Consider the following 19,686-nt stretch of genomic DNA (forward strand, 5'->3'; position numbering starts at 1 on the left):
GAGAATGAGATGAAGACCCTGCTGACCAGCGCCCTCGTCGTCGCCGCCCTCTCGGCTCCGCTGGCTCACGCCGCCGACGCCAAGCTGGGCGCCGTGACCGTCCGCCAGCCCTGGAGCCGTCCGGCCCAGGCGGGCATGAACGGCGTCGGCTTCATGACCATCGCCAACGCCGGCAAGACGCCGATCACCCTGAAGAGCGCGCAGAGCCCGGCGGCGGGCAAGGTCGAGGTCCATCAGTCAGCCATGGCCGGCGGCGTCATGACCATGCGCCGCCAGGACGCGGGCGTCGTTATCCCCGCCGGCGGCCAGGTCGCCTTCGCCCCCGGCGGCTACCACTTCATGCTGTTAGGCCTGAAGCAGGCGCAAGGGGTGGGGCAGAAAATTCCCGTAACGCTGATCTTCGACAATGGCCGCAAACTGATGGTCGAGCTGACCGTGCAGCTGACGCCACCCGCCAATTCAATGGGCGGTCAGGCGGCGCCGGAACACGTGCATTGAGACGCGGTTCCAAAAAATGGGCGAACATGAACTTTATTTAAGGGAGTAAATATTCCGCGCCGTTGCAGATTGCCGCCAGCTCACACCAACGGATGCGACTTCCATGAAACGAGTTTGGTTCGGCGCCGCGGCTATGGCGGCGCTGTCTCTGTCGGCCTTCGGGGCTCAGGCTCAGACCCTGGCCCACGAAGAACACCCCTGCCTCAACGACGCCTGCACGGTCCAATCCCTGCTTCCGGCCCTCCTTGCTGGTGGTGGGGCCGAAGGCGCCGCCGGCGACGTGACGTCGCTGGAATCCCCGAAGTACGGGACCTGGGGTTTCGACATCTCGGGCATGGACACCTCGGCCAAGCCGGGCGACGACTTCTACAAGTTCGCCAACGGCGCCTGGGACACCAAGACGACGATCCCGTCGGACCGTGTCCGCTATGGCAACTTCGACAAGCTCGGCGAGCTCTCGGAAGCCCGCACCAAGGCGATCATCGAAGCCGCCGCCGCCGACAAGGCCGCGACCGGCGACAAGGCCAAGATCGGCGCCGCCTACCGCTCGTTCATGGACGAGGCCGCGATCGAGAAGCTCGACGCCGCCCCGATCAAGCCGTGGCTGGCCGGCATCCAGAAGGTCAAGACCAAGGACGAGTTCACGGCCCTGATGGGCAAGAACTCGACCACGCCCTACGCGGCCCTGATCGGCCTGGGCATCTCGACCGACGCCAAGAACCCGCAGGCCTACGCCGTGTACGCCGCGACCGGCGGCACCTCGCTGCCCGACCGCGACTACTATCTGGACGCCAAGTTCGCCGACAAGAAGACGGCCTATCTGGCCTATGTCGAGAAGATGCTGACCCTGGCGGGCTGGGAAAAGCCGGCCGAGAACGCCAAGGCCATCGTCGACTTCGAGACCCAGCTGGCCGACGCCACCTGGACCCGCGTCGAGCGCCGTAACCGCGACAAGACCTACAACCCGGCCACCCTGGCCGAGCTGCAGGCCCTAACGCCCGGCTACGACTGGAACAAGTACCTGGTCGGCACCGAGCTGCCGAAGGTCGACCGCTTCATCGTGACGACCAACACCTCGTTCCCGAAGTACGCCAAGATCTATGCCGACACCCCGCTCGAGACCCTGAAGGCCTGGCAGGCGTTCAAGGTGATCGACGGCGCGGCCCCGATGCTGTCCAAGCGCTTCGTCGACGCCAACTTCGAGTTCCGCAACAAGACCCTGGCCGGCCAGCCCGAGCAGCGTCCGCGCTGGAAGCGCGCCGTCGGCGCCGTCAACGGCATGCTGGGCGAAGCGGTCGGCAAGGAATACGTCGCCGCCTACTTCCCCGCCTCGTCCAAGGCCAAGATGATCGACCTGGTCAGCGACATCCGCACGGTCCTGGGCGCGCGCATCACCGCCTCGGAATGGATGGGCCCGGAGACCAAGGCCAAGGCCCAGGAAAAGCTGGCCAAGTTCACCGTCAAGATCGGCTATCCCGACAAGTGGCGTGACTACTCCAAGCTGGAGATCAAGGAAGGCGACGCTTACGGCAACGCCCAGCGCGTCGGCGTCTGGAACTACCGTCGCGACGTGGCCCGCCTGAACCAGCCGGTCGACAAGTCCGAGTGGGGCATGAGCCCGCAGACGGTCAACGCCTACTACAGCCCGGTCAACAACGAGATCGTGTTCCCGGCCGCCATCCTGCAGGCGCCGTTCTTCCATCCGGACGCGGATCCGGCCGTCAACTACGGCGGCATCGGCGGCGTGATCGGCCACGAGATCGGCCACGGCTTCGACGACCAGGGCCGCAAGTCGGACGGCGACGGCGTGCTGCGCGACTGGTGGACGGCGGAAGACGCCGCCAAGTTCAAGACCCAGGCCGACCGCCTCGGCGCCCAGTACTCGGCGTTCGAGCCCTTCCCGGGCGTGCACGTCAACGGCGGCCTGACCATGGGCGAGAACATCGGCGACCTGTCGGGCCTGGCCTTCGCGCTGGACGCCTACCACGTCTCGCTGAAGGGCCAGCCCTCGCCGGTCCTGGACGGCTTCACCGGCGACCAGCGCGTCTATCTGGGCTGGGCCCAGGTGTGGCGCGGCAAGTCGCGCGACGACGCCCTGAAGCAGCAGATCGCCAGCGATCCGCACTCGCCGGGCTACTACCGCGTCAACGGCACCATCCGGAACCAAGCCGGCTGGTACTCGGCCTTCGACGTCAAGGCCGGCGACAAGCTGTACGTCGCGCCGGAAGATCGCGTGAAGATCTGGTAGTTCCGACTACCAACGGAAATGGAAGGGCCGGCGCATGCGCCGGCCCTTCTTCCTTGATCAGAGATTATACTCGGGCCTGCCATAGGCCCCGACCAGGTCCACCGCGAACGGGCCGCCATCGGCCAGGTCGGTGAAGTAGGCGTTGCTGGCGCCGGCGAACTGGCCGACGTCGGCCTTCATCGCCTCGGCCAGCAGCCAGCCGACCATGGCCGCCTTCGTGCCCAGGTCCGTCTTGCCATACGCGGTGAAGTAGTCGACGCGGGGGTCCAGCAGGGCGTGGACCTTGGCGTCGTCCGGCGAAGTTCCGAAGATCTTGGCGTAGGCCGAGCGGGTGGCCTCGAACAGGGTCTTGGTCGCGTATTCGCCCGCGAACTTCAGACTGCCCTCGCCGTCGCGACCCAGATTGACCGCGAAGTTGATGTAGCGGTTCTCGGCGTTGAAGTTGGTGTAGTAGGCCGAGTTCAGATTGTTCGGGTTCGGACCGATCGGCGACAGCAGATAGTCCATCCCACCTTCGCCCGGCGTCTTGCCGGTGAAGAACTGATACGACGTGGTCGCCACCGCGGCCGAGGCGTCGGCCAGGTTGATGATCGTCTTCAGCGCGTTGGCCTCGGTCATCTGGCCCGAGACGACCTTGTCGGCGAGACCCTGGACATAGGCCCGGTCCGCGTCGCTGGCGGGGCTGTAGCGCAGCAGGTTGTCGAAGGCGTTGGTCAGCCGCACCAGGGTGTTGGCGCCGGTCGTCACCAGGCCGTTGAAATAGGCCAGCGTGCCGGTGACCTTCTCGACACGGATCGTGCCGCCTTCCCAGGTCAGGATCGTGCCGCCCGCGCCGTCGCCGCCGATGGCGGTGAACAGCTTGCCGTCCAGGTCGAAGCGGTCGCCCTCGGCTTCCGAGAAGTCGCGGATGCGGTCATTGCCCTGGCCGAGCCCTGAGAAGGCGAAGCGGTCGGCGCCCGTACCGCCCCACAGCTCGTCGTCACCCGCGCCGCCGATGATGACGTCCGCCCCGCCGCCGCCGACCAGGAAGTCCGCGCCCGCGCCGCCGTCCAGCTGGTCGTTGCCGTCGCTGCCCAGCACGCCTTCCTGGTCGCCATAGAGCGTGTCGTTACCGTCGCCGCCGATCAGGCGGTCATGGCCGCCGTCGCCGCGCAGGCTGTCATTGCCCGCCTCGCCGCGCAGGGTGTCGTTGTCGGCCATGCCATAGAGGAAGTCCTGGCCGTCGCCGCCATAGAGGGCGTCATGCCCGCCGCCGCCGTGAATCTTGTCCGACGCCGCCGCGCCCTTGATCCGGTCCGAGGCCGATCCGGTCCAGATCTCGATCTGCTCGACCTCGACGATGCTGCCGCCGCCGGCGATCTGCTGCACGCCCGAGGCGTTCATGTCCAGGATCACCGAGGCGGTCAGCGCGGTCAGGTTCACATAGGCGAAGTCGCCGAACGCGCCGTTGGCGCCGCCATCGAAGTGATCGCCCACGCCGCCGTACAGCCGGTCGAAGCCCGCGCCGCCCTTGAGGATGTCGCTGAAATTGTCAGAGTCGTTGCCGCCTCCGCCATAGACGTAGTCGTCGCCATCGCCGCCATCCAGCGTATCGGCGCCGTCGTCGCCATAGAGGGCGTCGCCGCCGTCCAGGCCGTTCAGGGTGTCGTTGCCCTTGTAGCCGATGAGGGTGTCGCCGGCCGCCGTGCCGGTCAGGATGTCATTGCCGTCGGTGCCAGGAATATTGGCCACGTTCGCCTCGCTGTTTCGGGGATGAAAAGGATGGCGGTGGGGGCCGCCTGACCTCCGAAGGCCACGCGATCGGCGACGACGAAATTCCACTGCGACGAGCGCTCGCGCGATTTCGACCAGCCTGCGTCCTGGCGCGACGAACCCCGGGGACCACCCCGCGCCGGCTGTCGACGAACGGCCGGTTTGGAACGACGGGCGCATTGGGCCGCAAGCGCGACCTTTGCTAGGCTCGCCCCATGAGATTTCCGACCGCCCCGCGGCTCCGGGCCTGGGCGATCGCCGCCCTGCTCTGGACCGTGAACATCCCCCCGCTGTTCGCCCCCGCGCTGGTGGCCGGGCAGATCACGCCCGGCGTGCTGATCACGGTGGCGACCTTCGTGGTGGCGGGATGGCTGCTCTGCGCCGGCCTCTACGAGTGGCTGCGCGGTCGCTCGCAATCCGCGCCGAGGCGCTATCTGGCCTCGGCCATCGTCGGCGCGATCGTCGCGTCGCTGCTTCTGGGACTGATCGACGGGCTGGGCGGCATGATCCTGGCCAAGGTCGGCCTGACCGAGCCCAGACCCCTGCGCTACATGGCCGTGCGCGCCATCGCCAATACGATCTTCCTGGGCTGGATCTTCGTGATCTTCGCCGCCGCGACCATGCTGATCGAGTTCAGCGCCCGCCTGCGCCGGCGTGAGGAGCAACTGGTCTTCGCCGAAAGCCAGACCGCCCAGGCCCGCGCGACGGCAACCGCCGCCCGCCTGGCCGCCCTGCGCTACCAGCTGAACCCGCACTTCCTGTTCAACACGCTGAACGCGGTCAGCTCGGCCGTGGTGACGGAGCGCACCGCCGACGCCGAGACCATGCTGGCCCGCCTGGCCTCCTTCCTGCGCCAGACCCTGTCGACCGACGCCAACGCCTTCATCCCCCTCGAGGACGAGCTCGGCACGGTCGAGGCTTATCTGGAGATCGAGGCCGAACGCTTCCGAGAGCGTCTGTCGACCCAGATCCTCTGCCCCGAGCCGCTGCGCGACGCGCCCGTGCCCAGCTTCATCCTCCAGCCGCTGGTCGAGAACGCCATCAAGCACGGCGTCTCGCGCAGCCGGAACCGCGTCAGCCTGGTCATCCGCATCGAGGCCCAGGCTCAGGCGGCGGGCCAAGACCTGGTGATCACCGTTTCCGATGACGCCCGCCCCTTGAGCTCCAGCCTGCCTGCGCCCAGCAGCGGCATCGGCCTGGCGGCCATCCGCGAGCGCCTCGAAGTGCTCTACGGCCCACGCGGCGTCCTCGTCGCCGAGCCGAAGGATCCGGGCTTCACCGTCACGCTTCGCCTGCCGCTGGGCGGCGTCGCCAGCCAGGAGGCGGCCTGATGCGAGTCCTGATCGTCGACGACGAACCCGCCGCCCTTGAGCGGCTCGAGGTCCTGATCCGCCAGATCCCCGGCGTCGAGCTGATCGGCTCGGCCGCCGACGGCGAGAGCGCCCTGGCGGCGATCGGCGACCTGCGGCCTGACCTCGTGCTGCTGGACATCCAGATGCCCGATCTCAACGGCCTGACGGTCGCCAGCCTGCTGCCGCCGCAGCAGCGCCCGGAGATCGTCTTCGTCACCGCCTTCGAGATCTTCGCCGCCGACGCCTTCGAGGTCGAGGCGCTGGACTATCTGCTGAAACCCGTCCGCTTCGACCGCCTCCGCCAGGCCATGGAGCGCGCCAAGCGCCGCCGCGAGACCACCGCCCGCCCCGCCGACCCGATGATCGACGGTCGCGCCATCTGGGTGCAGACCCGCACCGGCTCGGTCCGCGTGGCCCTGTCCGAGATCGACTGGATCGAGGCCGCCAAGGACTATGTCCTGCTGCACACCTCGACCCGCAGCTACCTGCACCGCTCGACCATGTCGGCGCTGGAGAAGGAGCTGCGCGGCGCGGGCCTGCTGCGCGTCCACCGCTCCGCCTTCGTCCGCGCCAGTCGCGTCCGCGAGGTCAAGGGCCATGGCCGCGCCATCACCGCCGTGGTCCTCGCCGACGACATCAAGGTGCCGGTCGGCTCGACCTACGCCTTCCAGGTCGTCGAAACCCTGAGCCTGGCCGCGCCGGAGTAGAGCGGACCGCCCGACCTTCCGTCATTGCCTTTCGCGCGGCCTTGAAAGAGTCTCCGCTTCGGCCTCGGTTCGCAGGCCTCGCGAGGTTTCGCCGACATTGGCTTCGGACAGTTTCCGCTTCGACCGCTTCGAGCTCGACCTCGCCGACCGCCGCCTGACCCGCGACGGCGCGGTCGTCGCTCTGAACGCCCGCTATTTCGACGCCCTGGCCCTGCTGGTCCGCGAGCACGGCAAGCTGGTCTCCAAGGAGCGCTTCCTGGAGGAGGTCTGGCGCGGTGTTCCGGTCACGGACGAAGCCCTGACCCAGTGCGTGCGCACGCTGCGCCGAACCCTCGACGACGCGGTCGACGCCCCGCGCTTCATCCAGACCGTGCCCAAGCACGGCTATCGCTTCGTGGCTCCGGTGAGCGTCGAAGGAGGCAGCGTCGGCGAAGACTCGCCACCGCCCGCAGCGCCCGCCTCCACGCCCGCTCCCGCCTGGCGGAGCATCTTCGCGCGCGGCGGCGCCGGGACCCTGGGCGCGGTGGCGGCCGGAGCTCTGGGCGGCCTGATCTACGGCGTCATCGGCGCCGCGCAGGCCGGCGCCAGCGCCGTCTCGACGGTGCTGGTCCTGGCCTGCCTCACCGTGGTCATCGCCCTGCTGGGCGGAGCGGGTGTCGCCTTCGGCATCGCCGCCGCCGAGCTCGCTCCCGGCCGTCCCTGGTGGCGCGCGCCGTTCGGCGGGGCGGTCGGCGGTCTGGTCGTCGGCGCGGCGGTCAAGCTCGTCGGCCTCGACGCTTTCGCCCTGCTGTTCGGCCATGCGCCCGAAGGCATCACCGGCGGCGGCGAGGGCGTGCTGCTGGGCGGCGCGGTCGGCCTGGGCGCCTGGCTGGCCGAGCGGACGAAGGGCGGCCTCCTGCGGCGCACCGGCCTCGCCGCCCTGGCCGGCGGCGCGGCGGGCCTCGCGATCCCCCTGCTGGGCGGACGCCTGATGGGCGGCAGCCTGGACCTCCTGGCCCAGGGCTTCCCGGACTCCCGCCTGCGGCTGGGGACCATCGGCGGCCTGCTGGGCGAGGCGACCTTCGGCCCGCTCAGCCAGGCTGTCACCGGCGCGGCCGAAGGCGCGCTGTTCGCCGCCGGCCTGATCGGCGCGATGCTCTGGGCGAGGCGGCGGGAGCGCTAGGCCCCTACTTCGCCGCCACCGTCGCCGTGTCCGCCCCCAGCCAGCGCGTGCGGAAGGCCAGCTGCGCGTCCGTCGGCTTCAGGCCGGCGGTCTCGTAGCGCACCACTTCCAGCGTCGGGTCCGATCCCACCTTGATCTGCGCCTCGCGCGCCTGCCCGCGCTGGACGAACTTCACGGTCAGGGCCTCGTCGGGCTTGAGACGGCCCAGGGCGTCGGTCCAGTCGGCCTCGTTGGCGAACTCGAAGCGGCCGATGCTGACGATGCGATCGCCGACCTCGAGACCGGCGCCATAAAGCGGGCTGTTCGGGACGGGCGGCTCGGCCAAGATCACCTCGGCGCCGTTCACCCGGACACGAGCCGCGCCCAGCCAGGCCTTCTTGGGCGAGGCGCGACGCAGCTTCAGGCCGGCCTGCTCCAGCAGCGGCTCGAAGTTGGGCAGGTCAGAACCCTCGACGCTGGCCTTGAAGAAGTTGGTGGCGAAGGCCGCATCGCCCGTCACGTCGGCCAAGGCCTGGCGCGCATCCGCCGGCTTGTACGGTTTCTCCGGCGCCCCGTGCTTGCGCCACATCTGCCGCATGTAGTCGTCGAGGCTCAGCGACTTGCCTTCCACTGGGGCCCGCTCCCGCAGCTGCAGGTCCAGCGCCAGGCCGACGATCGCGCCATAGGGATAGTACGAGGTGAAGATGTTCGGATTGGTCGGATCGAGGGCCGCGGCGGCGTCGACGAACGGCGCGCGCAGGCTCATCTCCTGCGGCGAGCCGTAGAGCCGGCCCGGGCTGTTGACCACGCCGTTCAGCGTGCCGCCCAGGGTCTTCAGATACTCGTCCACCGTCGACTGGCCCGAGCGGCGGATCAGCAGCGGGCCGTAATACTGGGTGAAGCCCTCGGCCAGCCACAGCGACGGGGTCGGATTGGCCTTGCTGAAGTCGAACGGCTCCAGCTCGGCCGGGCGGATGCGCTCGACGTTCCAGGCGTGGAAGAACTCGTGGCTGGCCGTGCCCAGCTGGGCGAAGTTGGCGCGGAACAGCGACACCGGCTGGCTGATGAAGGTGGAGTTGCGGTGCTCCATGCCATCGCCGGTGATCTGCGGCATGTAGTCGGCGATGAAGGTGTATTCGCCGTGGTCGAACTTCGGCAGCTCGCCGAACACCTTGATGTGCTCGGGCACGATCTTCTTCAGCTTGTCGGCGAAGACGTCGGCGTCGGCGTCCGTACCCGGAGGGTGCATGGCCAGGCGGAAGGTGTAGGTCTTGCCGGCGTCCGCGACCTGCCACTCGCGCACCGTCAGGGCGCTGATCTCGGTCGGGCTGTCCATGAAGTACTGCAGGTTCGGGGCCCAGTACGTGTCGGCCTCGCCCGAGGCGGCGGGCAGCTGGGTGGCGACTTTCCAGCTGGGATCGGCGCGGTTGAACTTCACGCGGATCGGCTTGTCGTCATAGCCGGCGGCCCACACGAAGGTGGCCGGCATGTTCAGGTGCGCATGGCTGGCGTCGACCTGCGAATAGGTGCCGTCGCCCCGGTCCGCGTACAGAGTATAGGTGAGCTTCACCGTGCCGTCGTGACCGGCGACCGACCAGCCATAGGGCTCGGTCCGCTCGACCTTCAGCGGCTTGCCCGCCCCGTCGGTGGCGGTGACCTGGTAGACGTTCTTGGCGAACTCGTGGATCGCGTAGCGGCCCGGCGACGAGCGCGACATCCGCAAGGCCAGCGGCCCCTTGGGCGCGCCCCGGAAGGTGGCCGTGACCTTGGCCTCGTGGTGGGCGGCGTTCTCGAACGAGATGTCGTACTGGACCGGCGCCTTCGCCCCGGGATCGGCCGCCTTTTCCTGGGCCAGGACCGGCTGGGCCACGAGCGCGGCGAGACCCGTCAGGGCCAACAGAGACTTACGCATCAACATCCCCTTGAGGCCGTCATTCGAACGCGGCCGTGGAGCGCCACCATGTCGAATGGGGGCAGCGCCCGCAAGAAGTCAGGGGCGTAGGCGCGGAGCCCCGCGACCGCCCGCGTGAAAACGATTTGCGCTCGCGCCACCCAGCGTCTCTGATGCGCAGGACAGAGTGCCGTCGCGTCCCGAATCTCCCTCAGGAACCCGTCACCATGCCGGCAGTCGCTTTCCAGGTTCTTCCCGGCGCCGTTCCTGACTTCCAGAAGACCTACTACTCCAGCTTCACCGCGCCCTATCTGGTGTTCATCCATAACGTGACGCCGCTCCAGTTGAACGGCGTCGACTACGTTATCGTCAGCCTCAATTCGATGCAGCGGTTCGGCGAGCAGGGAAGGGTGACCACAGGCCCAGCGGCCAATCGCGAGGTCATCTTCCGCCTCGATGCGGACGGCCACATGGTCGACGTCACCCAGCAGCTGCTGGGCTCGGCCGTCAGCCCGACCACGGGCCTTTCCCTCAACAGCCTCACCGCCCAAGTCTATATCGCCGACGTCAATGGCGACGGCCGCCCGGATATCCTGGTGGCCGAGCACAATGAGGACGGTCGGGGCAGCAACGCCGACAATACCAACAGGGACGCCGTCGCCCAGATCCATCTCTCGCAGCCGGACGGGACCTACAAGCTGGTCAATATCGGCGATCCCGGCTGGGGCGCCATGAACTCGTTCCGGGTGGTGAACAGCGGCGGCCAGACGCTGATCTACTATTCCGTGATCTACGCGCCGGCCGGCACGCCGTTCATCAGCTCCGGCGGGCTGACCTTTACGCCCCAGCCCGTCTATCGCCTGAACAGCGACGGCCTGACCTTCACCAAGGTGGGCACGGCGCCGGTCCATAACTACGGCTCGATCATCCTGTCGGACAGCCAGATCGTGACGCTGGGCTACGGCAACGGCAACACCAAGATGGCCTTGATGGCCAAGGATGGAGCCGGAAACTGGAACGTGACCAGCCAGCTGGACCCGTTCCCCGCGCAGACGCTCAGTGTCGGCTACTATTCCTGGAACAACGAATACTCGGCGTCCTCGAATGTCCGCATGGTGGACGGCGACCTGCTGTTCGAAGGCTTCTATGCGCTGTTTGGCCAACTGACCTCCAAGCCGGACGGTCCGGCCCTGTTCCTGGCCAATCTCACCGGCGCGGTGATGAATACCGTCTCCGCCGACGGCGCCTATCACATCCAGGGCGTCCCCGCGGTCACGCGCTTCTTCCTGCTGGAACTGAAGAACGGCGCGCTGGTCCAGTCGGACGCCAAGCTGATCGGCGAGAATCGAAACAGCGCCTCCAGGGGTGTGCAGCTGCTGGACCTCAACAACGATGGCCTGACCGATATCGTCTCCACCAACGTCAGCCCCCAAGGTGGGCTACCCGACGTCTACATGAACGACGGCCACGGCCACTTCATCCACGTCGATCCGGCCATATTCCCGTCGACGGGGCTACTGACCTCCTATGCCGACTTCATCAAGGTCGGCGACCGCTACGACCTGCTGGTCGTTCCTTCCGGCGTCGACGACGTCCATCACCAGGAGCCGGTCTATCTGAAGGGGCTGGGGACCTTTCCGATGGGCGTCTACGCCATGAGCGGGGCCGAGCTGGCCTCGAACCTGGACGCCCTGCAGACCAACTTCGCCGACGGCCGCCTGGTCTCGATCGCCCTGGAAGACAAGACCGCTCCGACCCTGGCCCTGACCGCCGCCCAGCTGGCGGCCGACAAGGGCGCGCTGGGCAAGGTGATCTCGGCCTTCGCGGTCACGGTCAACGCCTCGACCCTGAACGGCGCCGTCGACGGCCTGGCCGGACACCAGAACACGGCCAGCTTCGCCGCCGCCTCGGCCCAGTACGCGGTCAAGCTCAGCGACACCGGCCTGAAGGTCACGGGCGCGGGCGCCAGCGCCAGCCTCAGCCACGTGCAGTGGCTGCAGTTCGCCGACACCACCGTCTCGGTCGCCGACACGGTGGCGGGGACGCTGTTCAGCCGCGTGCTGCGCGAGGACGCCAAGACCGGTCCCCATGTCGGCCTGGCCAACCAGATCGGCCAGCTGATCGTCGCCGGGACCGACACCCAAGGCCAGGTGCTGAAGCTGGTGATCGACCAAGCTCGGGCCACCAGCTCGGTGGCGACCCTGTCCTACGCCTTCTTCACCGGCAAGACGCCGTCGGCGGGCGGCATGGACTATCTGGTCTCACCGACCGGCCCCAACGCCAACAACCTGAATTCGACCTACTACCAGAGCTTCAGCCTCGAGAACCGCTACATCAATTTCTCGGTCAATCTCGGCAAGGCCGGCGAGGGCAAGGCCCAGTTCCTGGCCCAGTACGGCGACCTCAGCCTGTTCGAGGCGACCCGCAAGGCCTATGCGGCCATCTTCGGCGCCGCCCCTTCCGACACCAAGCTGCACGCCCTGCTGGACCCGACCTTCACCCTGAACGGCGTGACCATGACCCGGTCGGAATATTTCGCCTCCTACGGCCAGGACGGCGTGACCGGCATCGGCACGAAGGCGGCCATGGTGGGCTGGCTGCTGGCCGAGGCCGTCAAGGCAGACCTCGGCATGTACGCCAAGGCCAACGACGCCTTCTGGGCCGCCGTCGCCTTCGACAACGCGGCGTTCGCGGTGGACCTCGTGGGGACATACGGCCAGCCGGGCTACGTGTTCCAGCCGGGCTAGGGCGCGCCTGTGGGAGCAGGGCTTGAACCTGCAACTCCGGTTGTGACCGGTATGTTCTAGTTTACACCATCCCGCGAACAGGCTGACGCGCGCGGCGATGCCGAGTCAACGTTCGTCAGGGGCGGGTAGCGGAAGCGGGAACTTCGCGCCGGCATGCTACAGCCCGCGTCACGACGACCATGCGAGGCCTGGAAATGATGCGCCGAACGCTGCTGACCGGCCTTCTGGCTGGCTTGCTGGGCTGCACGCGGCGATCCAAGGCGCCAACCGCGCCGATCGTGACGCTGATGGAGGCGCAGGCCCTGCCTTGCGTGCTCTTGCAGTCCGGCGTCGGCGCCCCGGTCGGCAAGATCGGCGGACGGCCCGATCTGAACCCCCGCCACCGCTGGCCGACCTGGAAGGGCGCGCCGCAATCGTTCCTGGCTCAACTGGACCTCGCGGCCTTACGCGCCAACGGCGGCCCCGACTGGCTGCCCGACCACGGCGCGCTGTTCTTCTTCTACGACGCCGAGCAATCCACCTGGGGCTTCGATCCGGCGGACCGGGGCAGCTGGGCGGTGATCCACGATCCGAACGGCTTCGCCGCCAAGGCCCTCGCCGCGCCGAACCTGCCCGATCACGCCGTCTTCGACGCGCGCGCCTTGGGCGGACGTCCCGGCCGCTCCCTGCCCGACGCCGAGCTGATGGGCGTCCCGTCTCCGGACGTCGATACGCCGGAATACGAAGCCTATGAGGCCCGGCTGTCCGCGAGCGCGCCCGGGGACGCGCCTTGGCATCAGGTCGCGGGCTACCCCGCCGCGATCCAGTCCAGCGCCATGGCGCTGGAGTGCCAGCCGGCCTCCAGCGGCGTCAATGTCGGCAGCCCCGAAGGCTATGCCTCGCCCAAACGGAAGGCCCTGGAGGCGGGCGCCAGGGACTGGCGGTTGCTGCTGCAGATCGACTCCGACGCCGCCGCCCACATGATGTGGGGCGATGTGGGCAGGCTTTACTTCTGGGTGCGCGAGGACGAAGCCCGCAGGGGCGATTTCGACGGCGCCTGGATGGTGCTGCAGAGCTCGTGAGACGGCATGCTGGGGTCAGCAAGGGGTGGAGAGCGGAACTCTCCTCCCCCGCGATGCGGGGGAGGTGGCCCAGAGGGCCGGAGGGGGCTAACGCGGCCTAAGTCCAGCTTGCCCCCTCAGTCGCTCCGCGACAGCTCAGGGAGGAAAGCCGCTCTTCCCTCCCCCTTGTGGGGAGGGGGGACCAGCGAAGCTGGTGGGTGGGGCTTCGTCAGCCTCCCGAACCTTGACCGCCCCGCGCCGATCCCCACCCGACCCGCTACGCGGGCCACCCTCCCCACAAGGGGGAGGGAGTTGTTCGCGAACATCCGCAAAGGCGCGCGCCCGGTCGCCCGACCTCCCGAGACCCAACTTCCCAGCAAATGCCCCGGACATGGATCGCACCCGCCAACGGTGGGCTCGCCCCAAGCGCGCCCAAGCGTCGCGACGTTGGAAGCGCTTTCAGCCTCCAGGACAAATTTTGACGGAAGAGTCAAAAACTGAGCCGTAACCCAGATACACCAAACCCGCCGCGGGGGATAATCGCGACGGGCTGGCTATTTTCTCGATCACTCGATCTAGGCGGGCGTTTCCTCCCCGAAACGCCGAAGAACGGGAGCTCTCTGTTGGGCTCGTTTCGTCCTTGCAGTGTGTAGAAACGTCAAATTCGTGACGGTGTCAACGCGCCAAACGCCTTTTTCGCAAAGGGTTGGCCGAATTTTTGACGCGAGTGGCGTAGTTTGGACGCCTCAGTCGAAGTTACCCCCGGATTCAGCGCTTATTTTTGACGGAAATATCAAAACTTACTTTTTGAGGGCTTCAGCGAAGCGGTCCAGCACCGCCGAGCGCGACTCGAACACATAGTCCGGGCGCGACACGGTCACCGGCTCGACCCCGGCGGCGGCCAGGGCGGCGGCGGCGTCGAACAGGTCGGCGGTGGCCAGCAGGGCGCCGTTGGCCCGGCGCGAGCCGCCCTTGGCGACGAAGGCGGCCACGGCCGCCTGGCCCGCGGCGTCCTGCTCGGCCGGCCAGACCAGGGTGGCGAGCTTGCCCGCCCGGCCCTTGGCCTCGACCACCGACAGCAGACGCTTGAGGCTCTCCAGCTGCTCGGGCGACCAGTCGGTGATCAGCGAGGCGGTCAGCTGGGCCTGGCTCTTCAGGATCACGCCGTCCGACAGGATCTTCAGGCCGTTGGCCGCCAGGGTCGCGCCGGTGGTGGTGATGTCGACGACCAGTTCGGCCGCGCCGGCGGCCGGCGCCCCCTCGGTGGCGCCGCTGCTCTCGACGATGCGGTAGTCAGCGACGCCGTGGCGCGCGAAGAAGGCGCGGGTCTGGGTGACGTACTTGGTCGCCACCCGCAGGCGGCGGCCGGTCTTGGCGAGATGGGCGTGCCCGACCTCGTCGACATCGGCCATGGTGTCGACGTCCAGCCAGTTCTTGGGCGCAGTCACCACCAGGTCGGCGCGGCCGAAGCCCAACGCCCGCAGCAGCATGACCCGACTGTCCATGTCGTCGCCGCGCTCGCGCAGCAAATCTTCGCCGGTGACGCCCAGGTGCAGGTCGCCGCTGTCGAGGCCGGCGGCGATGTCGCCCGCCGACAGCAGACGCACCGAGACGCCGGGCAGGCCGGCCAGCTCGGCCGAGTAGCCCCGCGCGCCGCCGGTCATTTCCAGCTTGAAGCCGCACTCGGCCAGCCAGGCCTCGACCTGGTCCTTCAGGCGCCCCTTGGAGGGGATGGCGAAGATCATCGGAGCAACAGTCATTCGCCGCCTCCCGCATAGGCGCGCGCCGGGCGGATCATGAAGCCCACGGCGCCGGTGTTGGCGGTAACGCCCAGTTTCGAAGGCAGGCCGTCGTAGCGACCGCCGGCGGCCACCGGCCGCTCGTCGCCAAGAACGGCCGAGCGCACCTCGAACAGGTAGCCGTCGTAGTAGCCGAAGGCGCGGCCGAAGGCGGCCGCCAGCGTCATGCGATCCAGGGGCGCGCCGCGCTCGGCCATGCCCGCCAGGCGCGAACGCCAGCCGGCGATGGCGGCCGTCAGGGCTCCGTCGTTCGGACCCGCGAGCGCCGCGATGGCCGACAGGGCCGCGTCCGGACGATCGGCGACGGCGAGGAAGGCGCGGACCTTGGCGGCCTGCTCGGCGTCCAGACGACCGGCCTTGGCGGCCTCGGCCTTTTCGACCAGGCGATGGGCGATCTCGGCCGGGCGGCGCCCCCCGACGGGCTCGATGCCGGCCAGGGACCACAGCTCCTGCAGCACGGCGGAGGCCTCGGCTTCGGGCAGGCCCGCCAGGACCGAGGCGATGCGGCTTTGCTCGCCCGACAGCGGAGCAGCGGCGTCGCCGTCCAGCTCGGCCTTCAGCTGGCGCGGCTTGGCGAAGGCGCGCTTGAGCCGCGCGGCCAGGGGCGCGGCCAGGTCCAGGCTGTCGACGAAGGCCGCGAACAGCGAGACGTCGCCCAGGATCAGCGAGAGGTCGGTTCGTCCGCCGGCGGCGGAAGACGCCCAAGCGAGCGCGGCGATCTCGGCGTCGGCGGCCACGGGGTCGCCCGCTTCGAAGGCCTCGACGCCCAGCTGCAGGAACTCCTCGGCCCGGTCCGAGCCGCGCGGCGCGACGCGGAACGCCTTGCCTTCGTAGCGGTAACGGCCGGCCTCACTGCCCCCCGCGAAGTGCTCCCGCGCCACGGCGACGGTGAAGTCGGGACGCAGGCAGGCCTCCTCGCCGCCGTCGCCGGAGACGACGAACAGCCGCGAGCGCATGGCCTCGCCGGCCAGGTCCAGCAGCAGGCCCAGGGGCTGCAGCACCGGGGCGTCGGTCGCCACGGCGCCGGCCGCCAGCAGAGGAGCGCGGATGGCGTCGAGCGCCTCCGCCGGAATGGAACGCTCGAGCCTCACGTGATCAGCCCCCGATGATCTTGCGGACGGCGGCCACGAGGTCGCCACGCGGGATGGTCTGCTGGCCGGGACGCTCGGCCTTCCAGGCAGCGTTGTCGGCCAGGCCCTCGGCGGCCATGCGGCCCGCGTCGAGGTCCTTGATCGTCACCGTGCCGGCGGCGATCTCGTCCCCGCCCAGCATGACAACGGCCGGCGCGTTGCGGCGGTCGGCATATTTCATCTGCGGCTTCATGCCCGAGGTCCCGAGATAGACCTCGGCCGGAATGCCCGCCGCGCGCAGCTGTCCGACCACGGAGAAGTACTCCGGCATGTGCGCCTGGTCGAAGGTGATCACCACCACCGGCCCGCGCGCCACGCCGCCCGGCTCGCGCCCGGCCGCCCGCAGCGCCGCCGCCAGGCGGGTGACGCCGAACGAGAAGCCCGTGGCCGGCGTCGCCGTGCCGGTGAACCGCGCCACCAGGTCGTCATAGCGCCCGCCGCCGCCGATCGAGCCGAACGAGACCTTGTTCCCCTTCTCGTCCGTGGTCTGCAGCAGCAGCTCGGCCTCGAACACCGCGCCGGTGTAGTATTCCAGCCCCCGGACGATCGACGGATCGATGAAGGCCTGGTCGTCGGCGATGCCGAGGCTGGTCAGCGCCGCGTCGATCCGCGACAGCTCCAAGAGGCCCTCGTCGCCCTCGGCTGAGCCGCCGATCACCTTGGCGATGTTGTCCAGCGTCGCCGCCCGACCGCCCGCCCCGGCGGACACGAAGTCCAGCACCGAGTCGACCGCCTTGCCCTTCAGGCCCGCGCCCTTGGTGAAGTCGCCGCTCTCGTCGAGGCGCCCCTCGCCCAGCAGCAGGCGCACACCGTCCACGCCCAGGCGGTCCAGCTTGTCGACCGCGCGCAGCACGGCCAGCTTCTGGCCCGCGCTCTCGGCGCCGGCGGACGTCAGCAGGCCGTTCAGCAGCTTGCGATTGTTGATCTTCAGCACCGCCGCGCCGCGCGGCAGGCCGGCCGCCTCCAGCCCCTCGACCGCCATGGCGATGATCTCGGCGTCGGCCTCCGGACGGGCCGAGCCCACCGTGTCGGCGTCGCACTGGATGAACTGGCGGAAGCGCCCCGGCCCCGGCTTCTCGTTGCGCCACACCGGCCCGAAGGCGTAGCGGCGGAACGGCTTGGGCAGGGTCTCCCAGTTCTGCGCCGCGAACCGCGCCAGCGGCGCGGTCAGGTCGTAGCGCAGCGCCATCCACTGCTCGTCGTCGTCCTGCAGCGCGAACACGCCCTCGTTGGGCCGGTCGCTGTCGGGCAGGAACTTGCCCAGGGCGTCGGCATATTCGAACGCCCCGGTGTCCAGCGCCTCGAAGCCGTAGCGCTCATAGACCGCCGACACCGCCTCCAGGATCGCCCGCTCGGCGCGTAGGTCGCGCGCGCGCTTGTCGGCGAAGCCGCGGGGGGCGCGGGCCTCGGGGCGGAAGTCTTGAGTGTCGTTGGCGGAAGTATCGTCGGTCATCTGCGTCGGTCCTGAATCTTCAAGGCTTCGACGGATGGCGCTTGCGCTTAAGCCCCATCCGCTAGGCGGGGCTCTGGCTGGGTCGCTGGCTTTAGAGCGAACGGACCCGGCCGATCCCGCGAGGCGAGGTCGGATGGTGGTGGTGGCCGTGATGGTGCGGCGCGCGGGTCATCGGGCGGGGGTATAGAGGAAGGCAGGCGTCGGGGGAAGGGAGCAAAAAGGGCTAACGAAGATCAGCACACCCACGGGCCCTCTGCACTAGAAGCCAGGCCCCTTAAATCAGGGATTGTGTTTCCGTGTGCCCCCTCACAACTTAGAGGGCATGACAAATCTAGCAATCTTGATCGGAAATAGCAGCTACGAGACTCAGGCTGCCTTGCCTTGCTGCGAAAACGATGTTGAGGCGGTCCGCGAGCTAATCGAGGCGACCGGCCGATATGACGTCATAAAGACAATAATAAACCAGCCTGCAAATATACTGAAGGCCGATATCCGTCACGCCATCGATAACAACACTCCTATAGGCGATATATTTCTATTCTTCAGCGGTCACGGACATCAATACGAGGCCGAACTATATTATTGCGCGACAAATTTTGACTCTAAGCGGCCAAACGAGACCGGCTTGTCGAGCTCTGAGCTACACGACTTGCTACGCCCATCAAAGCCTGACTTGTTAGTAAAAGTTACCGATGCTTGCCACTCAGGGACGTTGCTCTTTAAGAGAGATAACGTATTGCCCGCCATCGACAAGTCTACATTCAAAAATGTAATTCAAATATCATCATGCTTGGACAATCAAGTTTCCCTCACTGGAGATCCTTTGAGCGAATTTACAAAAAACTTCTGTAAGGCAGCAATCAGAAAGCAAGACGGCCAGATATTTTATACGGACTTAATTTCAGCACTTAGAGACGCCTACATCGGCAACGATAATCAGACACCACACTTCGTTTCGCAGAGCTCCGGGCGCGAAGTTTTTGCTGAAGACGCACGAAGGCTGGACATTTTCAGAAACGCCTTTCCGCAGAAATGGAACGGCGAGCCCCCGGACCAAAAGATAGAAGAGGCGGAGGAAGCAGCACCCACTCAGGAAGCTGCCCCATCAATATTGGAAGCACTACATTCCGCTGAGAACCGCCTCGCGAGTCCAGAGGACATGGCCAATCTCACTAATAGGCTTTTTGATAATCTCAGATTGCGTCTCGAAAATCATAAATTCTTATCTATGTTCGATGTCGATTTCGCCGAACATTCTGCATTCCCGGAGCGGACAACACGCGGCTTCATTATACGATCTCTTCATAAAGAAGATCGCCCCGACGACTTCGTCTCGGCGGAGATAATCAGAACTAAGAAGAAAAAGAAGAAAAATCCCTGGGAGTTTAGATTCTCGACTCTGTCTTCATTTTACGACGACGATGACGAATTCGACGAGACGTGGCACCTCCACCTCAACTGTAAACTCGACCGCGCACAGCTTCGCGTGAGCTTTGACCCAAAATTCAAAGCACTTCAAAAATTAATTCTGGTAGTTAGCTGCGCCCCGAGCCTAGATAGGTGCTATATATTTGAAATGCTTACCATTCACAAAAGAACTGACTTCGATGCATTCGAGGAACTTGGTTCCGATGTCGTCAAGCGCTGGTACCGACAAGATTGGAAGAGTAGCATCAACTCGCTCGTCGACAGTATAGTCGAGCGCTTAGAAGATGCAGTGACTGCTCACGTATCGCAGGTGATCGGCAGATCATAGCTTCCCTTGCATCTCACGGCGAGACGATCGCTGTGGCGGGCCGGGGTTGCTCAATACGCCGCAGCCTCCAAGAGGTGTAAGGCTTGGCCCGACCTGGTGCGGTCGGTCAGCGCTGGGGTTTACCGGTTAGCTCCAACCACAAAAACACCCGCCACCCCGCGACTTGTTCGCG

At 67.3% G+C, this 19,686-nt stretch carries 13 protein-coding genes; 8 read left to right on the forward strand and 5 right to left on the reverse strand.

Annotated elements, in window-relative coordinates; all coding sequences use genetic code 11:
* Nucleotides 1-9: 9 nt before the first annotated feature.
* Nucleotides 10-498: a copper chaperone PCu(A)C gene (locus AC07NN_RS16840; protein WP_494643284.1), complete on the forward strand. Its 489-nt coding sequence runs from the start codon at nucleotides 10-12 to the stop codon at nucleotides 496-498.
* Nucleotides 499-601: 103 nt separating this feature from the next.
* Nucleotides 602-2,746 carry a M13 family metallopeptidase gene (locus tag AC07NN_RS16845; RefSeq protein WP_494643287.1) on the forward strand — a complete coding sequence of 715 codons (2,145 nt, stop codon included), beginning with the start codon at nucleotides 602-604 and terminating at the stop codon, nucleotides 2,744-2,746.
* 57 nt (nucleotides 2,747-2,803) lie between these two features.
* On the opposite strand, the gene AC07NN_RS16850 is transcribed toward AC07NN_RS16845, so the two are convergent.
* Entirely contained in the window at nucleotides 2,804-4,477 is a 1,674-nt protein-coding gene (locus AC07NN_RS16850; protein WP_494643291.1) for a hypothetical protein, read from the reverse strand.
* Between the two features lie 236 nt (nucleotides 4,478-4,713).
* Between AC07NN_RS16850 and AC07NN_RS16855 the strand changes: the two genes are divergently transcribed.
* The 3 genes from AC07NN_RS16855 (at nucleotide 4,714) to AC07NN_RS16865 (ending at nucleotide 7,719) form a co-directional block, all read left to right on the forward strand.
* Nucleotides 4,714-5,829: a sensor histidine kinase gene (locus tag AC07NN_RS16855; protein WP_494643294.1), complete on the forward strand. Its 1,116-nt coding sequence runs from the start codon at nucleotides 4,714-4,716 to the stop codon at nucleotides 5,827-5,829.
* Nucleotides 5,829-6,557, forward strand: a complete 729-nt coding sequence (locus AC07NN_RS16860) for a LytR/AlgR family response regulator transcription factor (RefSeq protein WP_494643296.1) — start codon at nucleotides 5,829-5,831, stop codon at nucleotides 6,555-6,557. The genes AC07NN_RS16855 and AC07NN_RS16860 overlap by 1 nt, the downstream gene beginning before the upstream one ends.
* Before the next feature lie 97 nt (nucleotides 6,558-6,654).
* Entirely contained in the window at nucleotides 6,655-7,719 is a 1,065-nt protein-coding gene (locus AC07NN_RS16865) for a winged helix-turn-helix domain-containing protein (RefSeq protein WP_494643298.1), read from the forward strand.
* 4 nt (nucleotides 7,720-7,723) lie between these two features.
* On the opposite strand, the gene AC07NN_RS16870 is transcribed toward AC07NN_RS16865, so the two are convergent.
* Nucleotides 7,724-9,610: a M61 family metallopeptidase gene (locus tag AC07NN_RS16870; RefSeq protein WP_494643300.1), complete on the reverse strand. Its 1,887-nt coding sequence runs from the start codon at nucleotides 9,608-9,610 to the stop codon at nucleotides 7,724-7,726.
* 206 nt (nucleotides 9,611-9,816) lie between these two features.
* On the opposite strand from AC07NN_RS16870, the gene AC07NN_RS16875 reads away from it, so the two are divergent.
* Together AC07NN_RS16875 and AC07NN_RS16880 are read left to right on the forward strand one after the other, a co-directional pair.
* Nucleotides 9,817-12,336: a hypothetical protein gene (locus AC07NN_RS16875; RefSeq protein WP_494643302.1), complete on the forward strand. Its 2,520-nt coding sequence runs from the start codon at nucleotides 9,817-9,819 to the stop codon at nucleotides 12,334-12,336.
* 194 nt (nucleotides 12,337-12,530) lie between these two features.
* Complete coding sequence (locus tag AC07NN_RS16880; RefSeq protein WP_494643305.1) at nucleotides 12,531-13,397, forward strand: YwqG family protein; 867 nt, start codon at nucleotides 12,531-12,533, stop codon at nucleotides 13,395-13,397.
* A 779-nt stretch (nucleotides 13,398-14,176) separates the two neighbouring features.
* Here the strand turns inward: AC07NN_RS16880 and hisG are convergent.
* From hisG to hisS, 3 genes are read right to left on the reverse strand one after another with little or no spacing between them, the layout of a single operon-like run.
* Complete coding sequence (gene hisG, locus AC07NN_RS16885; protein WP_494643307.1) at nucleotides 14,177-15,136, reverse strand: ATP phosphoribosyltransferase; 960 nt, start codon at nucleotides 15,134-15,136, stop codon at nucleotides 14,177-14,179.
* A complete protein-coding gene (locus AC07NN_RS16890; protein WP_494643312.1) occupies nucleotides 15,133-16,314 on the reverse strand; it encodes an ATP phosphoribosyltransferase regulatory subunit in 1,182 nt (393 codons plus the stop codon). The genes hisG and AC07NN_RS16890 overlap by 4 nt, the downstream gene beginning before the upstream one ends.
* Complete coding sequence (gene hisS / locus AC07NN_RS16895; RefSeq protein ID WP_494643318.1) at nucleotides 16,271-17,758, reverse strand: histidine--tRNA ligase; 1,488 nt, start codon at nucleotides 17,756-17,758, stop codon at nucleotides 16,271-16,273. The genes AC07NN_RS16890 and hisS overlap by 44 nt, the downstream gene beginning before the upstream one ends.
* Nucleotides 17,759-18,080: 322 nt before the next feature.
* Between hisS and AC07NN_RS16900 the strand changes: the two genes are divergently transcribed.
* Nucleotides 18,081-19,514: a caspase family protein gene (locus AC07NN_RS16900; protein WP_494643323.1), complete on the forward strand. Its 1,434-nt coding sequence runs from the start codon at nucleotides 18,081-18,083 to the stop codon at nucleotides 19,512-19,514.
* Nucleotides 19,515-19,686: the final 172 nt, after the last annotated feature.

The organism is Caulobacter sp. GW821-FHT09H08 (genome assembly GCF_059415885.1).